12 protein-coding genes are annotated in these 21,487 nt (G+C 64.9%); 5 read left to right on the forward strand and 7 right to left on the reverse strand.

Going from position 1 to position 21,487, the window contains the following annotated elements:
• Window positions 1–78: 78 nt before the first annotated feature.
• A complete protein-coding gene (locus IVA93_RS29955) occupies window positions 79–1,515 on the reverse strand; it encodes a lipopolysaccharide biosynthesis protein (RefSeq protein WP_018455678.1) in 1,437 nt (478 codons plus the stop codon).
• 305 nt (window positions 1,516–1,820) lie between these two features.
• On the opposite strand from IVA93_RS29955, the gene IVA93_RS29960 reads away from it, so the two are divergent.
• The gene (locus IVA93_RS29960) at window positions 1,821–2,888 is read left to right on the forward strand and encodes an endo-1,4-beta-xylanase (RefSeq protein WP_018455679.1); all 1,068 of its coding nucleotides are present in this window, start codon (window positions 1,821–1,823) and stop codon (window positions 2,886–2,888) included.
• Window positions 2,889–2,891: 3 nt separating this feature from the next.
• On the opposite strand, the gene IVA93_RS29965 is transcribed toward IVA93_RS29960, so the two are convergent.
• From IVA93_RS29965 to IVA93_RS29975, 3 genes are all read right to left on the reverse strand, one after another.
• Window positions 2,892–3,842 (reverse strand): DUF6492 family protein, encoded by a 951-nt coding sequence (locus tag IVA93_RS29965; RefSeq protein ID WP_018455680.1) that lies wholly within the window; start codon window positions 3,840–3,842, stop codon window positions 2,892–2,894.
• 95 nt (window positions 3,843–3,937) lie between these two features.
• Window positions 3,938–4,732, reverse strand: coding sequence for a protein-L-isoaspartate O-methyltransferase family protein (locus tag IVA93_RS29970; protein WP_018455681.1), 795 nt, complete (start codon window positions 4,730–4,732; stop codon window positions 3,938–3,940).
• A complete protein-coding gene (locus IVA93_RS29975) occupies window positions 4,729–8,199 on the reverse strand; it encodes an ATP-binding protein (RefSeq protein ID WP_018455682.1) in 3,471 nt (1,156 codons plus the stop codon). The genes IVA93_RS29970 and IVA93_RS29975 overlap by 4 nt, the downstream gene beginning before the upstream one ends.
• A 142-nt stretch (window positions 8,200–8,341) precedes the next feature.
• Between IVA93_RS29975 and IVA93_RS29980 the strand changes: the two genes are divergently transcribed.
• The 4 genes from IVA93_RS29980 to IVA93_RS29995 all read left to right on the forward strand — a co-directional run bounded on the left by IVA93_RS29980 (window position 8,342) and on the right by IVA93_RS29995 (window position 17,054).
• A complete protein-coding gene (locus tag IVA93_RS29980; RefSeq protein WP_247542359.1) occupies window positions 8,342–14,785 on the forward strand; it encodes a non-ribosomal peptide synthetase in 6,444 nt (2,147 codons plus the stop codon).
• A gap of 141 nt (window positions 14,786–14,926) precedes the next feature.
• Complete coding sequence (locus tag IVA93_RS29985; protein ID WP_007600599.1) at window positions 14,927–15,100, forward strand: hypothetical protein; 174 nt, start codon at window positions 14,927–14,929, stop codon at window positions 15,098–15,100.
• A 245-nt stretch (window positions 15,101–15,345) separates the two neighbouring features.
• Window positions 15,346–16,077, forward strand: coding sequence for a 4'-phosphopantetheinyl transferase family protein (locus IVA93_RS29990; RefSeq protein ID WP_018455684.1), 732 nt, complete (start codon window positions 15,346–15,348; stop codon window positions 16,075–16,077).
• A complete protein-coding gene (locus IVA93_RS29995; protein WP_018455685.1) occupies window positions 16,074–17,054 on the forward strand; it encodes an LLM class flavin-dependent oxidoreductase in 981 nt (326 codons plus the stop codon). The genes IVA93_RS29990 and IVA93_RS29995 overlap by 4 nt, the downstream gene beginning before the upstream one ends.
• Window positions 17,055–17,192: 138 nt before the next feature.
• Here IVA93_RS29995 and IVA93_RS30000 read toward each other — a convergent pair whose 3' ends face one another.
• The 3 genes from IVA93_RS30000 to IVA93_RS30010 all read right to left on the reverse strand — a co-directional run bounded on the left by IVA93_RS30000 (window position 17,193) and on the right by IVA93_RS30010 (window position 21,315).
• Window positions 17,193–18,218 carry a histone deacetylase family protein gene (locus IVA93_RS30000; protein ID WP_018455686.1) on the reverse strand — a complete coding sequence of 342 codons (1,026 nt, stop codon included), beginning with the start codon at window positions 18,216–18,218 and terminating at the stop codon, window positions 17,193–17,195.
• 126 nt (window positions 18,219–18,344) lie between these two features.
• Window positions 18,345–19,286 carry an SMP-30/gluconolactonase/LRE family protein gene (locus IVA93_RS30005; RefSeq protein ID WP_026233001.1) on the reverse strand — a complete coding sequence of 314 codons (942 nt, stop codon included), beginning with the start codon at window positions 19,284–19,286 and terminating at the stop codon, window positions 18,345–18,347.
• Window positions 19,243–21,315: a PQQ-dependent sugar dehydrogenase gene (locus IVA93_RS30010; protein ID WP_247371401.1), complete on the reverse strand. Its 2,073-nt coding sequence runs from the start codon at window positions 21,313–21,315 to the stop codon at window positions 19,243–19,245. The genes IVA93_RS30005 and IVA93_RS30010 overlap by 44 nt, the downstream gene beginning before the upstream one ends.
• Window positions 21,316–21,487 lie beyond the last annotated feature (172 nt).

The following is a 21,487-nucleotide window of genomic DNA, read 5'->3' on the forward strand; positions in this document are numbered from 1 at the left end:
GGAACCGAGCCATCGCCAGGCCAGGCGGCGCTTTCAGAGCTTCAGACGCTGAGGCCGAGCCTCGTCAGGCATCGCGGCTTAAACGCCCAGCGCCTTGCGGTTGAAGGTTCGCAGGAAACGCAGCGACAGCGTCCGGACGTTTGCGATGTTCAGCAACCACGCGGCAGCGGCATAAGCGAGCCCGCCGGCGAGGCTCACGAGCATGAGCGGGACGAGGCCGATGCCATTGACCTGGGATCGTGCCACGAGGATCGCAGCCGCCATCGCCGCGGCGGAGACCGCAACGCCGGCGAGGCGGTGGAGGTCGAACGGGACCGGATGGGCGCGATGCATCAGCACGACGGCAACGAGGAAACCGATCGCTTCGGTTGCAAGGGTCGCCAGCGCCGCGCCGTAGAGACCATGGCCGGCCACCAGCACGAACATCAACGCCACGCTGACGACCAGCGTCAGGAACGACTGCGCCGCCAGCATGAACGGTCGCTCGGCAAGCTGGAAGCTGATCTGCACATAGAACTGATTGGCGATGCCGAACAAGCGCGCGAGCACCAGGGTCGGCAGCAATACCGACACGCCGGCGCGGAAGTCGACGCCGACGAGCGTGCCGGCGACCTGGTCGGCTGCGAGCGCGAGCCAGACCGCGACGGGCGCAACTACGACGAGCAGAAGTTCGAGGCTCTCGGTCAGCCGCTCCCGCGTCGTCTCGATGTTCTTGTCCGACAATGACCGGAACACCAACGGCACGGTCGCCGCGGCGACGCTGGAGGCGATCATGACCATGAACTGTCGCGGCAGATCGGCGGCGACGCCAAAGATTCCGGCGGCGTCCTTGCCGAGCAAATAAGCCACGATGAGGCGGTCGCAGGCCGAGTAGACCGCAACCGACAATCCGGCCAGCGTCAGCGGCAGGCCGTAGCGCGCGAGCTGCACGAACTGGCTGCGCTGAAAGCGCGCGATCCTGGTGCGGTCACCGAGAAGGTTCAGGATGATCCCGGCGAGCGAACCCAGGCCGAATGCGGCGAGCAGTCCCAGTCCACCCCAGCCGAGCCAGATGCCGAGCAGGCCGAAACCGACGCTCGACACGCTGCGCACGATCGAGATCGCCGCGAACCTGTAAGGGCGCAGTTTTGCGCGCTCGAACTCCTGGCCGACATCGACGGCATTCGCCATGATCGCGACGAACATGCTGGCAAGCAGCAGCCCAACGCTGAGATCATTGCGGAACAGGAAAACCAGCGGCGTGGTGGCGCAGAGGACGGCAACGGTGAGCGCGAAGGCGACCATTGCAGTGCCGCGGAAATCCACCTCGGCCGACATCGCCTGATAGCGCGACACCGACAGCTTGATCCAGGCGAAGAAGATCGCGCCTAGAATGCCGGCCAGGCTGATGCCGACGACATAAACGCCGTACTCCGCCGGCGTCAGCAGTCGCGTGTAGGCCGTGACGGCGAAGAAACCCACCGCCGCAGGCAGGATGTAGGCGACGAGATAAATCGAGAAATGGCGGTTCAGCATGCGAGCACGGGACCGACAACATTGTTGCGAGTGTGACGGCCGTTCATCAATTGGACCATGGCGGGGCGAACGAATTGCGCCGCAACATCTCTCAAGAGTGTCACATAAGTCTGGAGATCGGGCGGCGAATCCGGTTTTGAAGCCGCTTTCGCGGGTTAGCGTTAAATTTGCCCTTCCCTGACGGCGCCACGGCCACCGAAAGGAACCGTGATTTCGCACTGGCAAAGTTAACCCAACGAGGGAAATCCCCGGCGTTGCAAGGCGTCGCTTGGTACGGTGGCGCGTTGGCTCCGATAAGGAATGCCGTGACCAGGCTCGACAGACGCGAATTTCTCCTCGGCAGCGCCGCAGCACTCGCGGCAGCCGCATCGGCGTCCGCAGCGCCGGCGTCGAAACTCGCCCAGCGCTATCAGGGATTTGGTGCCGCGGCCACGCTCTGGGATCTGCAAGCGGATCCCAGGCTCGGCGAAGCCATCAGCACCTACTGCACACAAGTCGTGCCGGTGCTCGAGCTGAAATGGCCGATGCTGCGTCCGGACGCGCACACCTTTGCCTTCGAACGCGCCGACGCGATCCTGGATTTCGCCCGGCAGAACGACCTGACGATGCGCGGCCACGCGCTCGCCTGGTATCACGACATTCCGGACTGGACCAAGCAGATCAAGGATACCAAGGGCGTCGAGCGCGCCTATGTCGACCACATCGGCACCGTCGTCTCCTATTACAAGGACAAGCTGACGTCGTGGGACGTCGTCAACGAGCCGATCCCGGACAATCCGCACAGCCCGAAAGACCGACGCGAGTCGTTCTGGACGCAGCATCTGGGCAACCGCTGGATTCCGCTGGCGTTCCGCACGGCGGCCGCGGCCGATCCCTTCGTCAAGCTCGCGATCAACGAATACGACATCGAGTCGGCCAAGGACACGTTCGTCGCGAAGCGCGCTGCCTACCGCCATCTCATCATGGAGCTGCTCGACCAGGGCGTGCCGTTGCACGCCGTGGGACTGCAAGCGCATCTGCATGCCGAGCTCGAGATCGACACCCATGGGCTTGCCGAATTCGTCACCGAGCTGCGCGCCTGGGGCCTCGAGGTGCTCGTCACCGAGCTCGATGTCGACGACCAGAAGCTGACGGGGACGCCGGCGGAGCGCGATGCCATCGTCGCCAAGCGCGTCGATGATCTCTTGACCGCGATCTCGACCAGCGGACCGGTGCGCTCGATCCTGACCTGGGGCCTCTCGGACCGCTACAGCTGGATCAACGGCACCTTTGCCCGCGCCGACAAGCAGCCGAACCGTCCTTTGCCGCTCGACGGCGAGTTCAAGCCGAAGCCGTTCATGAACGTGATCAGCAAGTTCACGAGAGACGTGTAAGGTCTAGCGAGCTTTCGGCACTTCGAACTGAGCCTCGTCGCCCATGTGCTCGGGCGAAAGACTCGGACCGCGACGGTCGCGCGAGCTGAGGCGGAACACGTCGCGGATGTCGTCGATCGAGGTCGACGAATAGGACTGGATGCACAGCGCGACCTGGTCGGGCGAAGCGGCGCGCATCATCGCTTCGATGGCGGGACGGTCGAGGCGGGTGTCGTCCCAATGCGAGACCGCGATGCTGTCCTCGGTGACCCGATGAGTGGCCAGATGCGCGGGCGCGTTCGCGACGAAATGGCCGTACATGAGATATTCCGAGAACTTCTTCTTCCGGCACAGTGCCAGAACCCAGTTCAATCCCGTTGCCGACTTGATCGAATCGGTCATCGCGCGCGCGGTGTCCTTGTCCCAGACCAGCGCGTTGCCGACATAGTCGTCCGCGGGGAAGGACCGGTCCTTGATGCCAAGGAGCTGATCGACGGTGCGGAGCCACAGGACATGCAAGGGGTGGGCGGCGTCGATCCCGTTGCGCGTGACGAACAGCGGGGTCTTCTCGGCGCCGGCATACTCACCGACGTCGAATTCGCGGAAGAACAGATTGTCCGAATCCAGGATGCAAACGCGCTGCTCTGGCGCGTTGAGGACGCCGGCGATCTTGAGGATCTGCTGAATGTGCCAGCCATGAACAGGTGACGACAGCAGCGACAGCCAGACGCGCCGTTTGCTGATGAACTGCAGAGCCGGCGGCAACGCCCACAGCCATTTCGGCAAATAGCGCGAGGCCGGAACGATGACGCGTTTGTCGGAAGCGAACCGCGCGAACAGCGGCAGATCCTCATCGTTAACGAGAACATAATGCCGTGTGTAGCCCGTCAACCAGGTGTCGATGCTCTCGCTGAGCAGCGAAAAGCGCTCGATATCCTTGGCGTAGCTGGCGGTCAGCAGGGCAACGGAATGCATGGCGCGCGCTCGTATGGCGATCAGGCCGCAGTCATAGCGGCGCCGAGACGCGTTGGATACTTACATTCGCAATCAAGGTAAAATGAAACGAAGCATTAGCCATCCGACGGCAACCCCTGCGCGATGCCGCGAAAGCGCAGCGGCGCCAGCGCGGAGGCGCGCTGCCACCAGTCGGCGACGCGGTCGTCGAGCGCGGTCAGACCGCGGCCTTGGCCGGGAAATATCCGGATCTGCTGCACCGCCTCGGCTTCGAACCCCCTGCCCTTGCGGGTGATCTTGAGGGCGGCGCCTTCGCGGTCCCGCTGGGTCAGCGGCACCAGAAGCCGGCCGCGCGGACGAAGCGACCGAAGCCAGAGCGGATGCGGCTGCGAGAAGCCGGCATGAACGATGATCACGTCGGCGGGTTCGCCGATGTCCTCGCATCCGTCGCCATGGACGACCGCGACGTTGCGATAGGCGCCAAGATAGGTTGCGGCGCGCGCCGCAAGCCGCTCGTCGCATTCGATTGCCTGCACCCTGCCCTTGGGCCCCACGATCTTCGACAGCACGGCTGAGAAATAGCCGAGCCCGCAGCCGATCTGGACCACACGGTCTTTTTCCCCGACGTCGAGCAAATCGATGAAATGCGCCCACAGGCTCGGAAGTCCGGTATCAAGCTTGCGGCGCGCATCGATCGCGACCAGCACATTGTCCTGGAGATGAACGGGATCAGCATCCGGCGTCAGCCGATAGTTGCGCGCCGCCTCGGTCTTGATGCGCCACGGCCCCTTCGCCAGAAACTTTTCGCGCGGAACAGTGCCGAGGGCTTCGAGCAGGCGCGTTGAAGAGATCCGCTCGCGTTTTGAGATCAGCTCCACGTAACGCGCACGCGCGGCGGCAAGATCGCTCATCTCACGGAATCGGCCTGTTTACGAACAAGCGCGTCCACGCCGAGCTCGTCGATCAGTTGCATCGCCTGTTTCAGGTCCGGCGTGGAAAAGCCCTCGCTGAACTTGGCCACAATCGGTACGAGCAGGAGACGAGCGTGCTCGCGCTTGCCGGCTTGGTGCGACAGGCGCGCGAGGCTGACGGCGGTGCGAAGCTCCCAGGACAGAGCCCCCTGCTTACGCGCGATCTCCAGCGACAGGTTGAACAGGTCCTCGGCCTCCTGCACCGAGGCCGGATTCTCATCCGACAGGGTGATCTCGCCTTGCAGGCGGTAGACTTCGGCGAGGTAGGAGTGGTCGCCGGTCCGTCTTGCGGTCGCGAGCGCACCGTCCAGCGCGCGCAAGGCGGCATCGCGCATTCCGACCTTGGCGTAGGCCTCCGCGAGCAGGCAGCGGAACCAGCAGCCGGCGAGCCAGGAATCCATCGCTTCGTATTCGTCGAGGCCGAACCGCATCTGGCTGAGGCCTTCGTCGGCCTCGCCGAGCTGCGCCAGCGCCCAGCCGCGCAGGATCGCCGCCTGCTGCTTCCAGTGCAGGAAATTGTGCTCCGTGGCGATGATCATGGCGCGGTTGGCATGGTCGCGCGTGCCCTCAACATCGCGCAAATGCTGGCAGAGATAGGCGCCGAACACGAGCGCGAAGGCGAGCGTGAATGGGTGGCGGATCTTCTCGGCGTTCGCGATCGCCTGTTCGCTGTGCTGGCGCGCCGCGTCGGGCCGGCCGAGGAACCACAGGAGGTAGCCGAGATAGGACAGCGAGACGACACCGGGATCGGTGCCGTGCCGCTCCATCAGATCGGAGTGCAGGTCGGGGCTGTAGAGGTTGATGCAGCGGTGAAGATGATGCTGGGACGCGGCAAAGCGCCCGCGATAGAGCATAGTCATCGCGATCGAGCGATGCGCCTCGATCAGATAGCCGGTCTGCTGCGCCGGTTGCGTCCCCTCGTTCAGCCGCTCGCGCTTGGCGAACTTCAACAGCTCGACGCTGAGATCGTGCGCGCGGGTCAGATCGGCGCGGATGAAATGACAGACCCAGAGCCCGCGCGTGGCGGCGAAGGCCTTTTCGTCGTCGTCGAGCTGCTGGCCGAGTTCGAGGGCGCGGACGTAGTTCTCCTCGACCTCCTGCACGGCATAGCCCTTGGCGGCGATCAGCGCGTTGCCGAGCGCGATGCGCAATTCGAGCTCCATCTCATCGGCGCCCTGCATGCGCGCATTGGCCTGCACGACGCCGAGGCCGCGGCCCAGATGCCCGATCGCCTCTAGATTGGCGCCACTCTTGGCCGCCTGCTTACCGGCCTTAAGCCAGAAGCTGGCGGCGCTCTCGCTCTGGCCGGATTCGGTCATATGATGGGCGAGCAGTTCCGGTTCGCGCTCGGTCTTCTCGGGATACATCTCGGCCAGCACCTGGGCGATCCGGGAATGCAGCTTGCGCCGCTCGCTGTGCAGCAAGCTCGCATGCGCGGCGTTCTGAATCATCACGTGCTTGAAGGAGTAGAGCGCGTCGGGCGGATGGCCGCGGCGCATGATCAGTCCGGCCTCCTCCAAATGATTGAGCGCGGCCTCGATCTGTTCGGCGGGTGTGTTGGCGACCGCGTGCAGAGTCTCGTAGGAGAATTCGCGGCCGATGGTGGCACCGATTTGCGCGATCCGCTTGAACGGCCCCATCCGGTCCAGCCGCGCCATCAGCGAGTCCGTCAGCGTCGCCGGGATCGCAAGCTGCCGCCACGGACCCGACAGCACGTAGCGCCCGTGCCGTTCGGTCAGGAGGTTGGATTCGAGAACCGTCTTGGTCAGCTCCTCCAGGAACAGCGGCACGCCGTCGGTCTTGACGATGATCTCCTCGATGACCTCCTTGGGAAGCTCGCGTCCCGCCACGCGCTCGACCAGCGTCGCGCGCAACTGCCGGCTCAACCGGTTCAGCACCAGGGTCGTGATATGCGAATGGGCGTTCCAGCTCGGCTGGAATTCGGTGCGCGCGGTGATGATGACCAGGATTGCCCGGTTCTGCGCCCGGTCGACCAGGAGATCGATCACCTCACGGGACGTCGGGTCGATCCAGTGCAGATCCTCGAATGCGATCACCAGCGGCTGCTCGCGCGCAAGGCCGAGGAAATGATTGACCAGCGCCGCGACGGTCGCATCCTTTTGCTGCTGCGGCGACAGCTCGAGCGGCGGATAGCGGTCGCCGGTCGGAATGGACAACAGCACGGCAAACAGCGGCGCAACCTGCTCGATGTCGCCATGAGCGGCGGCGATCGCGGTCTCCAGGCTCGCCAGCGACTGAACGGACGCATCCTCGCGATCGAGACCGAGAGAGAATTTGAGCTGCTCGGCGAACGGATAGAACGCCGTGGAGGTGTAATAGGGCGAGCACTGGAACGAGACCTGTCCATGGCGATCGCCCGCGATCCGGTCGAAGATCTCCTGGATGATGCGCGACTTGCCGATGCCGGGCTCGCCGAACTTGACCACGACCTGGCCCTCGCCCTCCTTGGCCTGCTGCCAGCGCCCCATCAGCAGCGCAATCTCCTCCTCCCGGTTGACGAGTGGGGTCAGCCGCGTGCCCATGGCGGCGGCGAAGCGGGTCTCCACCCGCGAGGCGCGCATCACGTGCCAGGCCTGGGCTTTCTCCGAGATTCCCTTAAGCACGTGGACGCCGAGATCGCGGTAGTCGAACTTCCCCTTCAGCAGCGACTGGGTCGACGTGGAAATCACCACACCGTTGGGCGGCGCCAGGCCCTGCAGGCGCGCGGCGAGATTGACGGTTTCTCCGACCGCGGAGTCGCGCTCTTCGGTGCCCTGTCCGACGAGGTCGCCAACCACGACGAGACCGGTTGCGATGCCGATGCGGACGGCGGGTGAGTGGCTGAGCGCGCCACGCGGCTCGATCGCGCGAGCGGTCGACAGCACCCGGACGATTTCCAGCCCCGCACGCACGGCGCGCTCGGCGTCGTCCTCATGTGCGGTCGGATAGCCGAAATAGACCAAAATACCGTCTCCGACGAAGCGGGCAGCAAAACCTTCGTAATGCTTCACGACGCGGACACAGGTTTCGCGGAAGCTCGCGATCATGTCGCGCACGTCTTCCGGATCGAACTGCACCGAGAGCGAGGTGGAATCCACCATGTCGCAGAACATGGTGGTGAGCTGACGCCGCTCGGCGCCGACCTCCGTCCGGATTTGCGGGCGCGCCATCGCGTCGGGCTTCTCCGCGGTTTCGGCCCGGAACAACGCGGTCATGGCGCGCTGGAGCCGCTTCCGATCGCCGAGCGGCAATCCGAGCTCGACCAGATCGGATTCGGTCAGGTCCGCCATGACGTCGAGATCGAGACGGTGCTGCGCGAAGAGATCAGTATAGTGGCTAAGACCGATACCCTCGAGCCAGCGCTTCAGCCCGCCTTCCGCTCCCGTGCCCGGCTCATTCTCCAGCATGGTGATTCCGCCCGACCAATCACTCCGTCGAAGGGCTTAGGGCCCCGCAACCACAGATTTTGGGGCCAAAACTTCACCTCAGACTGGACGCGTTTCCTAACTTCTTGGAAGAATAGCCCAATCGGATCAAAAGGGAACGGAATTGTCGGACGCCACACGCCCAGCCCCGCGGGAGGCGAGTACGACGGCCGAAGCGAAGATATTCGAGGATATCGGCGGTCTTCTCGATTTCCATGCCCGCAAGATGCCGGTGGCCCCCGCCCTCCTCGCCCCCGGCCGGCCGGTCCTCAACTACGGCGGGATTGGCGCGCGGACGCAGGATCTCGTCCGCACGCTGCGCGGGCTTGGCATCGCTTCTACCGACCGCATCGCGGTTGCGCTGCCGCGCGGTGCCGACAGCGCACTGGCCCTGATCGCGGTAGCCTCGAGCTGCGCTTGCGTTCCCGTCAATCCCGATCTGACGGCGGACGAGCTGCAACGCTATTTCAGCGAATTGAAGCTGACGGCGCTCGTCACCCGGGCCGACACGAACTCGGCGGCCCGCGATGTCGCCAAGGCGCTCGATATTGCGGTGATCGATTTCGTGCCGGGGCCGCAAGACGATCTCGGCGGTTGCGCGTTGGTCGGGCCGGCGGTCGGACCGGCGAGCAGCAGCGGCGCCTCGCGCGGCGACGACGACGCGTTCATCCTGCTGACCTCGGGCACGGCGGCGCGACCGAAGATGGTGCCGCTGACGCATCGCAATGTGTGCCTCTCCGCCTACAATGCCGGCCGCGCGCTCTCGCTCGCGTCCCACGATCGTCTGCTCAACGTCCTGCCGCTGTTTCACGCCCATGGTCTGATTTCCGGCCTGCTGACGGCGCTGGCCGCGGGCTCCAGCGTAGTCTGTACCGAGGGTTTCGACGCAGCCTCCTTCTTCGGCTGGATGCGGCAGCTGCAACCGACCTGGTACACGGCAGTGCCGACCATCCATCGCGCGCTGCTGACGGCGGCGGAAGCCAACCCGGATCTTGCCCGATCGTCGTCGCTGCGCGTGATCCGCTCCGCCTCGGCCTCGCTTGCGCCTGCGATCCTCGACGGGTTGGAGGCGACGTTCGGCGTTCCCGTGCTCGAAACCTACGGCATGACGGAGGCGGCCTCGCAGATCGCGGCCAACCCGTTCGAGCTGCGCAAGGTCGGATCGGTCGGCCGCGCCGCGGGCCCCGAGATCACAATCATGGACGAGACGGGCCGCGCGCTCGCCAGCGGCCAGCACGGCGAGATCATGCTGCGCGGACCCAACATGAGCCGCGGCTACTATAATGACGAGGCGGCGACGCAGGCTGCCTTCCGCGACGGCTGGTTCCGGACCGGCGATCTCGGCTATCTCGATGCCGACGGCTATCTCTTCATCGTCGGCCGCATCAAGGACGTCATCAACCGCGGCGGGCAGAAGATCTCGCCTCTGGAGGTGGAAGAGGTTCTGCTCAGCCATCCGGCGGTGCTGGAGGCCGGCGTGTTTGCCGTCCCGCACCCGAAGCTCGGCGAGAACGTCGCCGCAATCGTGGTGCTGCGGCCGAATTCCGAGGCGACTTCGGACCAGTTGCGCCAGTTCGCCCGGAAACGGCTCGCGGCCTACAAGGTGCCGAGCCTGATCCGCAGCGTCGCGACGCTGCCGAAAGGCGCCAGCGGCAAGGTCAAGCGCAATGCGCTCGCCGAATTGATTGCAACGGACGGCGGCGAGGAGGAGGCCCGTCTGCCGCGCAACGCGCTGGAGACCGAGCTCGCCGGGATCTGGGCCAATCTGCTGGAGCTGCCGCAGGTCGGGGGCGATCAGGACGTCTTTGCGCTCGGTGCCGACTCGCTCGCGGTGACGCAGATGCGTTCGCGCCTGCGCGAACGCTTCAATGTCGATTTCTCGTTCGAGGACGTTTTTGATTGCGCCACGGCCGCCGCGCTTGCGGCCCGGATCGAGACCGCCGCAATCCATCGCGAAACGATGCTACCGGCCTGGCGCCAGGCCGGGGAAGCAGACGCGCCGCTGTCGTTCCAGCAGCAGCGGATGTACGTGCTCTCGCGGCTCGACCCCACGCGCTACAATTATAACGTCGTCGAAGTCGCGCTCCTCAAGGGTGGGCTCGACGTCGCCGCACTTTCTGCGAGCCTCACCGCCGTATCGGCGCGCCATGAGGCGTTGCGGTCGGTCATCGTCGAACGCGAGGGCGAGCCGGTGCAGCTTGTGCTGCAATCGCCACCGCGGTTCGAGCGGATCAAGCTCAAGCCCTGCCCCGCGAACAAGCGGGTCGCTGTTGTCAGGCGCGAAGCACTCCGGCTCGCGCAACATCCGTTCGACCTTGCGAACGAGGCACCGCTGAAGGTCACGCTGCTCTCGTTCGACAAGAGCAGCCATGTGCTGGTGGTCAACGTCCACCACCTCGTCACCGACGGCTGGTCGCAGCGGCTGTTCTGGGAAGAACTCGCCGCCCATTATTCGGCAGCGCGCAAGAACGACGTGGCGGCACTGCCTTCGCCCGCCTTCCAGTATCGCGACTTTGCGCTCTGGCAGCAGAGCTGGGCGCAGACGCCGGCGGCCAAGGAGCAGCTCGATTACTGGCGGGTGCAACTGGACGGCGTCACCACGCTGCCGCTGCGAACCGACCGCCCAAGGCCGGAGGTCTGGAGCGGCCACGGTGCCCGTCACTATCTCGAATTCTCCAAAACCCTGTCGGCCGACCTGCGCGCGCTGAGCCAGAACCAGGGCGTCACGCCCTTCATGACCCTGCTCGCCGTGTTCCAGTGCCTGCTGTTCCGTCACACCGGACACGAAGATGTCGCGACCGGATCGCTGATCGCCAACCGCAATCAGATCGAGAGCGAGCGCCTGATCGGACTGTTCGCCAACACCCTGATCCTGCGCAATGATTTTGGCGGCGATCCGAGCTTCGGCGACATGTTGCGCCGGGTACGGCAGGTCACGCTCGATGCCTATCGCAATCAGGATCTCCCGATCGAGGAAGTCCTGCGCTCGCTTCAGATCGCACGAAGGACGGACGGCAATCCGCTGTTCCGGATCATGTTCATCCTCCAGAATGCCTCGATCGAGGCGGCACGATTCTCCGGTCTGTCGACGCGGCGGATCGAGATCGATCCAAAAGTGGCGCGATTCGACATCACGCTCGAACTGGTCGAGGCCGACGGCCGTTTCACCGGCTTCTTCGAATACGCCACCGATCTGTTCGACGCGGCGACGATCGAGGGCATGGCCGCTCAGTTCAAAACCCTGCTCAAATCCGTCATCGCCGATCCGGAGCAGCGCATCTCCCGCCTGGCACTCCTGACTGAGGCCGAACGCCGGCAGCTGCTGGCGCAGGGCCGGGGCGTGCCGGCCAATTTCGTCGCGCGCGGCAATTTGAGCGAAGGTTTCGATCGCCAGGTCAAGAAGACGCCGAACGCGATCGCGGTGTCGGACGGCCGCACATCCCTGAGCTACCGCGAGCTGGCGCGCCGCAGCCAAGCGGCTGCGCGCTGGCTCACTCTCGAAGGCGTCGGCGCCGAGGCCGTGGTCGCCTTGCTTGCAGATCGCGGGCCCGACCTGCTCGCCGCGATGATCGCCGTACAACGCGTGGGCGCCGCCTTCCTCAATCTCGATCCCGACCAGCCGCGGGAACGGCTCGCAACCATCCTCGGATCGAGCGGGGCCCGCATGCTGCTGATCGAACGGGCGCAGTCATCCATGGCGGAGGCGCTGCTCGAACCGCTGGTCGAGCGCATCCAAATGGCCGAGCTCGAGGACGCGATCGCGCCAGCGTCGGCCAAGCCGGCCCCCGCAAAGCGGCGCGCGGCGTCGAGCCTTGCCTATCTCATCTACACCTCCGGGTCCTCCGGCGCGCCCAAGGGCGTCATGATCGAGCAGCGCGGGCTGTCAAACCATCTGGCGTCGCTCATCTCCGAGCTGAACCTCTCGTCCCGGGACGTGATCGCGCAGACCGCGCCACAGAGTTTTGTCATCTCGGTGTGGCAGTTCCTCGCGGGGCCCATGGTCGGCGCGCGCGTCCACATCTGCGGGACCGCGATCGTGCAGGACCCGATTTTGCTCGCGCGCGAGATCGAGCGCGAGGGCATCACGGTGCTCGAGATCGTCCCATCGCTGCTGCGCGTGATCCTCGATCGCATGGACGAGGCACAAATCCGACGCGCCTTTGCGAGGCTGCGCCTTCTGATCTCGACGGGCGAACCGCTGCCCGTCGATCTGTGCAAGGCCTGGTTCGCCCGCTGTCCGAAAGTGCCGCTGATCAACGCCTATGGTGCCTCGGAATGTTCCGACGACGTCTCGCTGCATCGCCTGACCAGGGCGCCCACGACCACGACGGGCAACGTCCCGGTCGGCGCGCCGCTGCCGAATACCCAGCTCTACGTGCTCGACGCAAGCCTGCAGCCGCAGCCGGTCGGCGTAACCGGCGAGCTCTGCATCGGCGGCGCCGGCGTCGGCCGCGGCTATGTCAACGATCCCGCGCAGAACCGGCAGCGCTTCCTGCCCGATCCGTTCTCGCGCAAAGCTAGCAGCCGGCTGTACCGGACCGGCGACCTCGCCCGTCGCCGTGCCGACGGCACGATCGAATGCCTCGGTCGCGCCGACCATCAGGTCAAGGTCCGCGGCTACCGTATCGAGCTCAAGGAGATCGAGAACGCGCTTGCCGACCATCCCAGTGTGTGCGCCGGCATCGTCGAGCCGCGTCGCGAAGCAAGCGGCGATATCAGGCTGATTGCCCATATCGTCGCGAGATCCGGCAGCCGGAGCAGCGCCAGCGAGCTGCGCGATTTCCTGAAGAGCCGGCTGCCGGGCCATGCCATCCCGTCCGCGTTCCTGTTCCTGGGTCAGGTGCCGCTCAATGCCCATGGCAAAATCGATCGGGCCGCGCTGCTGGCGTCGGCGCAGCAGGAAACGTCCGGACCGGATGCGGCCGTGCCGGCGCGGCGCTTTACCGAAAAGGTGCTATCCGACATCTGGATCGACCTGCTGAAGGTCGAAAGCCTCGGCGTCACCGACAATTTCTTCGACCTCGGCGGCCATTCGCTGCTGGCGGGCCAGGTCATGGCGCGCGTCGCTCGGGCGCTCGGCGTGTCGCTGCCGATCAAGACCATCTTCGAGGCACCGACGATCGACGAGCTTGCCCGGCGGGTCGACGAGGCCGTGGCGGCAAAGCCGCGCAAGCCGGCCCCAAGTGTAGCGAGGTTGGCTAGTGCGAGCCTGGCCGAAGGCAGCCCTCTCTCGATCGCGCAGGACCAGATGCTGCGGATCGAGCAGAATCTTCACGGACTGCCGCTGTTCAATCTGCCTTTCGCTTTCCGTCTCCAGGGGCCGCTGAATCCGGCCGCCCTGGCGCAGGCGATCGACGACATCGTGCGCCGGCACGAATCGCTGCGGACCCATTTCGGCTGGAGCGGCGGGGAGCCCGTCAGCCGCATCGCCGCGCCCGGCGCCCTCGGCCGTGTCCTGAGTGTCGAGACGATCGGCGACGGTCAGCCCCACAATAACAAGCGGCGCAAGGCGCTGGAACTCCGCAAGATCAATCTCCTGATCGAACAGGAGACCTATGTCCCGATCGACACCACGCGCGCGCCGCTGCTGCGCGCCCGGCTGTTGCGGCTCCACGATGGCGATCACGTGTTGCTGCTGACGCTGCATCACGCCGTCGTCGATGGCTGGTCGATCGGCGTGATGTTCGAGGAATTATCCAACCGTTATGCGGCGCTGGCCGGCTATCGGTCGGTGCCGCTGCCGAAACCGCCGCCGGCCTTTTCGGACGTGGCGCGCTGGCAGCGCTGGTGGTGCGGCACCGATGCCGCCCGCCGTCAGGCGGCCGACTGGACCGAGAATTTGCGCGGGGCGCCTCCCCTCTTCGAGGGCGAATCAAGCCCGGGCCCGTCCAGGGGGCACCATCCGGTCAGTCTCGAACGTGAGCTGATCGGCCGGCTCGCGGCTTTCGCCGGCCAGCATAATTGCACGCTCTTCATGTGCCTGCTGGCCGGCTTGAAAGCCGTGCTGCTGGCGCGGACCGGCCGCGACGACATCTCTATCGCCACCGCCATGGCCAATCGCGGCCAGCCGGACACCGACCGGATCGTCGGTCCGTTCGAGAACACGGTGATTGTTCGTACCAAAATCACGCCGGAGCTGTCGTTCGCGCAGGCCGTAGTCCGGGTCCGCCAGAGCGTGCTTGACGCGCATGCGCGCCAGGAGCTGCCTTTCAACATCCTGGCCGATCATTTGGAGCAGGAGGGGGTCAATCCAGCCTCGCTGCTCCAGGTCTTTTTCACCCTGCAAAATCCGCTGCGCCAGCCGCTCGATCTGCCTGATCTCACGACAGGATCGATCGGCAACATCGCCCGCGAAGGCCAGCCGGTGCTGCCGATCGACCAGACATGGCTGTCGCTGATGCTCAAGGAGCGGCCGACGGGGATCACCGGTTCGTGCAATTACAAGAGCGAGCTGCTCGACGGCGCTACGGTCGGCCAGTGGATGGAGGATCTCCTCGCGCTGCTCGCGGCCGCCCTCGCCCAACCCAACACACCGCTCGGCCGATTGCTCAATCGCAGGGCGGCATGACCGGCCGTACATCACGGACGAATACGGGGTCACTCGTCAAAGCTGTGAATGACCAAGTTGCATCTTGATTATTTGGCGCCATCGCGCAAGATTATTCTCGCGTTTTGATTTGGACGAGTATTTTCAACCGGGGAGTTCGTTATGGGTTTCATCAAATTTACCAAGGGCACCTCGTTGAGCGACAAGGACCGCAAGGCCCTGCAGAAGTTGCTCGGCGCCGAGAAGAAGAAGCTGCAGTCCGCGCTGAAGGACGTCGACGCCAGCATTTCGATGTTGGGCGGCTCCAAGAAGTCCAAGAAGAAGAAGAAGACGTAAGACTCGTCGGCCGGGACGCCGCACGAATCTTCAGGCTTCAGTTTTCGGGCTTCATTTTTCACATTTGGCCGCTCGCGTGTCGAGTTGGGGTCTCGCACAAGCTTGCGCCCGTAAACCGGCCAGCAATCGACAAGGATTCGCCCGAGTGGACCGCTAGAAGCGGTCCGCTTAGTTGATTCTTGCTCAGTTGATTCTTCCGTCATGGCAGGGGATTTGGCCCCGGCCTGGCGCCATGGGCCCAATTGATGGCAGACGACAGAATTGAACTGTTTGTCGGATTGATCGAGAATTTTGACACGCCAGGTGCGATCGATACGTGCCGGCGCCTGCTCTCGGTCGACGAACGGGTACGAGCCGACCACTTCGTGTTCGAGCGGCACCAGCGACAGTATATTTTCGCGCACGCGATGTTGCGCCTTGCGCTCTCGCACGTCGCACCTGAGGTCGCACCGACCGACTGGTCATTTGCGGCCGGGCGTTACGGGCGGCCGTTTGTCGCATCACCCAGGACATCGAGCACGCTGCATTTCAGCCTGTCGCACGCCGACGGCTGCGTCGCCTGCGTCGTGTCGGGGCATGAGACCGTCGGCGTCGATGTCGAGACCGTGTCGCGTCGGGTGGCGCCGCTGTCGACCGCGCTTCGGTTCTTCGCGCCGGAAGAGGTCGAAACGCTGCGCAGGCTGCCGGAGCCCGCCGCGACCGAGCGCTTCTTCGACTACTGGACGCTGAAAGAAGCCTATCTGAAGGCCAGGGGTTTCGGCCTCAATTTGCCGCTCGACGCCTTCGCGATGCAGGTATCGCGCGAGGCCATCGAGATCAGCTTCAAGCCCGATATCCCCGACGATCCGCAAGGCTGGCGATTCCAGCTGATCTCGCCGTCGCCCTCGCATCGTCTCGCGATCGCGGACGGCTCCCGCGCCACCGGCGGCCTTCCCATCACCCGCAATGGATGGCCGCTACAGGAGGCGGCTGAATGACGCCGCGGCGGCTGCGCGTCTTTCCCGCGATTTCGCGCAACCGCGACCCCAAGAAATATGTCGACGAGCTGATGCGGGTGGCGCAGTTCGCCGATCGCAACGGCTTCGAAGGCATCCTGCTATTCGAAGGCAACGACGTGTTCGTCGAGCCCTGGGCGATGGCCCAGCACATCATCGGCGAGACGACCCGATCCTCGCCGCTGATCGCGGTCAATCCGGTCTACATGCACCCGTTCACGGCGGCAAAATTCGTCTCGTCCTTTGCGCAGCTCCACGGCCGCAAGGTCTATCTCAACATGATCACGGGGACTGCGGTCAGCGATCTGCAGGGGCTCGGCGACGAGCAGTCGCACGCCGATCGCTATGTCCGGCTCGGCGAATTCGTTGCGCTGATGCGCCAGCTGCTGGCAAGCCCGCGTCCGACGACTTTCGAGGGCCGGTTCTACCGCGCCAGCAACCTGCAACTTCGGCCGCGCCTGCCGCCGGAGCTGATGCCGGAATTTCTGGTCGCAGGCCAGTCCGAGCCGGCACAGCGCGTCGCAAAGGAGACCGGCTGCATCAAGATGCAGATGTTGCCGCCGGATCTCGACCGCGGCCTCGATGCGCCGGGCATGAATTTTGGAATTTTCGCCCGCGAGGGACGCGACGAGGCGCGGCAAGCGGCAAAGGCGCGTTTCCGCGATAATGCCGACGATCGCGAGCTGCTCGCGCTCACCGTGGAGAACAGCGATTCCGTGTGGAAACGGCGCCTCTACGAGAGCCAGAGCGGCGAGCTCGCGGACAATGGCTATTGGCTGCTGCCGTTCCTGACCTTCCAGGCCGACTGCCCCTACCTCGTCGGCAGCTACGCGGAGATCGGCGCGAAGCTGAAGGAGTTTGCCGCGAAGGGGCTGACCACGATCATGCTCGACATGGTCGCGGACGAGACCGAGATGCAGCACGTCTGCAAGGCGCTCGCGGCAAGCGGGATGTTTTGAGTTGTGGATGAAGTCGACCTAACCATCCACATCGTCATTGCGAGCGTAGCGAAGCAATCCAGAGTCCCTCCGCGGAAAGATTCTGGATTGCTTCGCTACCCTCGCAATGACGGAGAATGATGGGCTACTCAGCGAGAATCAGCGCGCCTCTTCGAAGCCGGCCAGCACCGAGGTCAGGTTCGCGCCGAGGATGTCCGAGAGGTAGCCGCCCTCCTGCACGAACACGGTCGGCAGGCCCATCTTCGCGATGGCCTGTCCGATGCGGCGGAAGCCCGGCGTGGTGACGGCGAGACCCTTGAGCGGATCGTGCTCGGAGGCGTCGAGGCCGAGCGCGATGACGAGGGCGCCGGGCGCAAAGGACTCGATCGCCTTGCGCGCGACGTCCATCGCCTGGATGTAGCCGTCATCGCCGGTGCCGATCGCCAGGGGAATGTTGAGATTTGTGCCAAGGCCGGGACCTTCGCCGCGCTCATGCGCATAGCCCCACACGTAAGGATAATACGCGACGGGATCGGCATGGATCGAGACCGTGTAGACATCCGGCCGCGCGTAGAAGATTCCTTGCGTGCCGTTGCCGTGATGGACGTCGACGTCGAGGATCACGACACGCTCGTGCCTCTGCCGCAGATGCGCCGCCGCGATCCCGCTGTTGTTGAGGAAGCAGAAGCCGCCGGCCATGTCGCGATAGGCGTGATGGCCGGGCGGCCGGCAGAGCGCATAGGTCGCATCCTCGCCGTCCATCACCATCTGTGCCGCGGTGACCGCGACGTCGGTCGCAGCGCAGGCCGCAGCCCAGGTGCCCGGGCCGATCGGCGCCGCGGTGTCGGCGGTGTGCCAGCCGAGCTTGCCGGTGATATGGGTGGGATAAGTCGCGGCATGGCGCACCGGATGGATATTGCCGATCATCTCCGGGCCGGAATCGCCGAGCGCGGTCCAGGCCTCCCAGGCCTCGCTCAGGAACGACAGATATTCCGGACTGTGGATGCGCGCACGCGGTCCCTGCCCGAATGTGGTCGGCTCGACCAGTTGATGCTTGCCGTCCTTGAGCCCTTTGAGCAGGCGGTCGGCACGTTCGGGCTGCTCGGTGGTCCGCTTGACCACACCGCGAACCAGGAAGAATTGCGGATCGTGGCTGCGATGCAGCTCGGTATGGACGGCTTTCACTCGAACACTCCGTGGTCGCTTTGAGGGTGCCACAGATGTCTAAATCCCCGCGGCGGCGAGATGCAAGCAAGAAGAATGCCGCCCCTGTCGCACCGCCCTGCGCCGGAAGCAGATCCCTCGTGAAGCTCAGCAGCGCCCGCGCTGAAGGCAGTGCTCGCGGCCCTGCTGGTCGGTGCGGAAGGACTCGACGAAGCCGCCCTGACGCTGAGTGACGAAGATCGTCTTGCCGTCGTGGCCTCCGAAGGCGAGGTTGGTCGGCTCCTTGGCTCTCAGCGTGATCTCCCGCTCCACCGCGCCATTGGCCTTCATCAACGTGATCGTGCCCTTGAGGATGCGCGCAACATACAGGCGGCCAGCGATGTCGGTGCGCAGGCCGTCGACAGTGTCGGGCTGAAATGCCTTGACGAGTCTTGGACTGGTGAGCTCGTTGCCGGCGACCGTATAGGACCAGATCTGACCGCTGCTGGATTCCCCGACATAGAGCGTCTTGTCATCAGGGCTGAGATCTATGCCGTTGGTCGTGCCCATCGCGCGCGGCGCCGACATCAGCTGTCCCTGCACCGTTCCGTCGGCTCCCTTCGCGATGCGCCAGATGTGGCCTTCGCGACCTTTCCAGTTCGGATCGCTCGCGTAGATCGTGCCGTCGCGGGCGATGGTGATGTCGTTGGGCTGGTTCATCTCGTCGGAGTGAAACCAGATGGCGGGCTCGGTCGATCCCTTCGGGATCGCGAAGATGTTGTGCTTCTTGTAGTCGGCGATGAACATGGTGCCGTCGCGCGCGAAGCGGATGGCATTGCCGACGCTGCCCTCGGGCAGCGCCGTGAACGGCTCGGACGCCGTGCCGCCGACGGGCAGCTTGCCGATGGTGCCGGGCTTGCCGAAATTGACGACGAAGAGATTGCCGTCGAGATCGGCGGCCGGCCCTTCGATGCCGAACGTGTATTCGCCTGATGGCGTCACCTGCACGCTTTCGAACAGTTTCGTTTCCGCTCGGGCCGGTGCCGTCGCAAGGACGAGAACAACGCTACTGCACAGGCACCAGAAATTCCTGCCGGATGTAATAGCCATCGCCGTCGCTGCACTCGCCATTCAGATAGGCATCGGCCGGTCGGAAGAAGCGGCTGAAACCGGGTTTGTCTACAGCGTTCCTTTGTGTCACGACGACGACCTTGGCAGCCGGTATTTCGCCGCATTCCTTGTTCGGTTTGCCAAAGAACTTGCGCTGCGGCGGGCCGGACTTGATCCGCATCCGGATGCCTGGAACCATTCTTGACACCAGCAGATCCGCCGTGTCGAGCAGGCGCGTGTAACCGGGTTCGGCCTTCGGCAGGCCGTCGCCACCCGGCGGCATCAGTTTCTCCGCGCCCAACCCACGAAGCCGCGTGCGCAACTTTCCGGAATCGGGATCACCAGGATAGATCCAGCCATCCTGCGACAGCATGAAGCGAAGCACCGTCGCGTCCTTCTGAGCGTCCGATAGGCCCGGCTTCAGGCCGAAATCCGAGTGACAGCCGACGCAGTGCTTTTCGACGAGGCCCTTGCGCAAATTGGTGAGCCGGACGCTGTTCTGCGCGTCCCTGGCCACGAAGACCGCCAGTTGCTCGATCAGCGCCTGGCTACGCACGTCGCAGGGCAGCGGCGACGGCGCATCGCCCGCGGCGCGGTCGATCCGGATCACGGTCTGGTTTTTGTCCTCGACCAGCCAGATTGCGCCGTCCTCCGCGACCGTCATGCCGACCGGCGCACCTTGCGGCCGCGCGCCGTTGACGCGGTGCCAGCCTGCGATCAGCTCCTCGAACGGCGCGGCGGCGACGGCGCCGGCCTCGGTCTGAAAGCTGTGGGTCGGATCGGCCGCGCAACTGACATGATAGCGTACCGGCGCCGGGGCGGGCTTCGGGAAGCCGTGATCGTCGACGTCATAGACGATGACGCGGCTGCCGGTCGGGCGGTAGCCATGCAGGCCGACCAGCAGCTTGCCCTCGAGCTCCGGAAATTTCGCGCCGTGATAATAGAGCATCGCGAGCGGCGCGCCGTGCGGCGGCAGCAGCGAGAACGGCGCCTTGTAGAGAGCGTTGGCGGTGCACAGCGATTTGTAGACCCCCGACCGCAATACGATCCTGAATTCTAGACTCGGCGTCGACAAATCGTAGCAATAGGGCCAGCCGTAATGCCTGCCCTGCTCGATCGCGTTGATCTCCTCGTTCGGCTTGAAAATGTCAGGCAGGTCGCGGCCGTTCTCGCCTTGCAGAAAGGCATAGCCCGCATCAGGGAAGTTCGGATGCAGCGCCAGCGCCATCGAGTTGCGCAGGCCGCGCGCATAGACACCGTGCGGCGGGTCGGGTTCGCCAGGCTTCAACGCCGGGAAGATACCGCCCGGGGGCGGCGTGAACAGCCAGATCGACGCCATTGCGGAAACGCCCTCGGCCGCCGCGCAAGGTCTCGTGATCGGCGCCGGCGTGATGCAGTCGTCGCTGTGCGAGCCGACATTGACGAACAGCCGGCCGTTCTTATCAAAGACAAACTGCTTGAATGGATGCGCGCTCTCGTCGAGCTTTTTGCCGTCGGGCAATGTGATCCGGCGGCCGGGCATGTGACGGACGACGGTCTCGACCGTGTCGCGCGGATTGTCGGCGAGCGGATCGAACCGGAAGATCGTCTCCGCGCTCGAGGCATAGAGCTTCTTGTCCGGGCCGATCGCGAGGCCGAACGGATATTCGATTGCAGTCAGCAACTCCTTGAACCGCTGTCCCTGGGGTGCCCGCGGGTCGAGCAACAGCAGCCGGCCATCGGTATGGCCCCAGCCCGCCATGTCGGCGACCACGAACAGGTCACGACCGGGCACCTGGATGATCGAGCGCGGGAATTTCAGCCGATCCTCCTCGCTGGCGACGAGGCCAGCGCAGAATCCCGCCTTCATGTCGATCTGGATTCTGGGAAAGGCGAGATCGGCGCTGCCGCAGGTCTCCGTGCCGATCGCATAGCCGCTCTTGCGGACCGGTTCTGATGAGCCTACCGAGGCGAGGGCCAGGAGGACCACCAAGGCGCCCGTGCATGCGCGCAGGCTTCGGCTTTCACGCCAAAATGTGAGGTGGTTCACGGCGCCTCCCGGACGTTCCGTCCAGGGTTGTTCCATGCCGCGGGAACGCCGTCCAGTTGATCAACACCCCCTTGTGATCAAACCAGCAGGGGGCTTGGCGCCGACCAATCTCCGTAGATTCCCTTACCGGGCTCGACCCGAATGTTTCGCGAAGGCTTGGAATGGTATCGGT

The sequence above is a fragment of the Bradyrhizobium sp. 155 genome, assembly GCF_023101105.1.
Lineage (GTDB): Bacteria > Pseudomonadota > Alphaproteobacteria > Rhizobiales > Xanthobacteraceae > Bradyrhizobium > Bradyrhizobium canariense_D.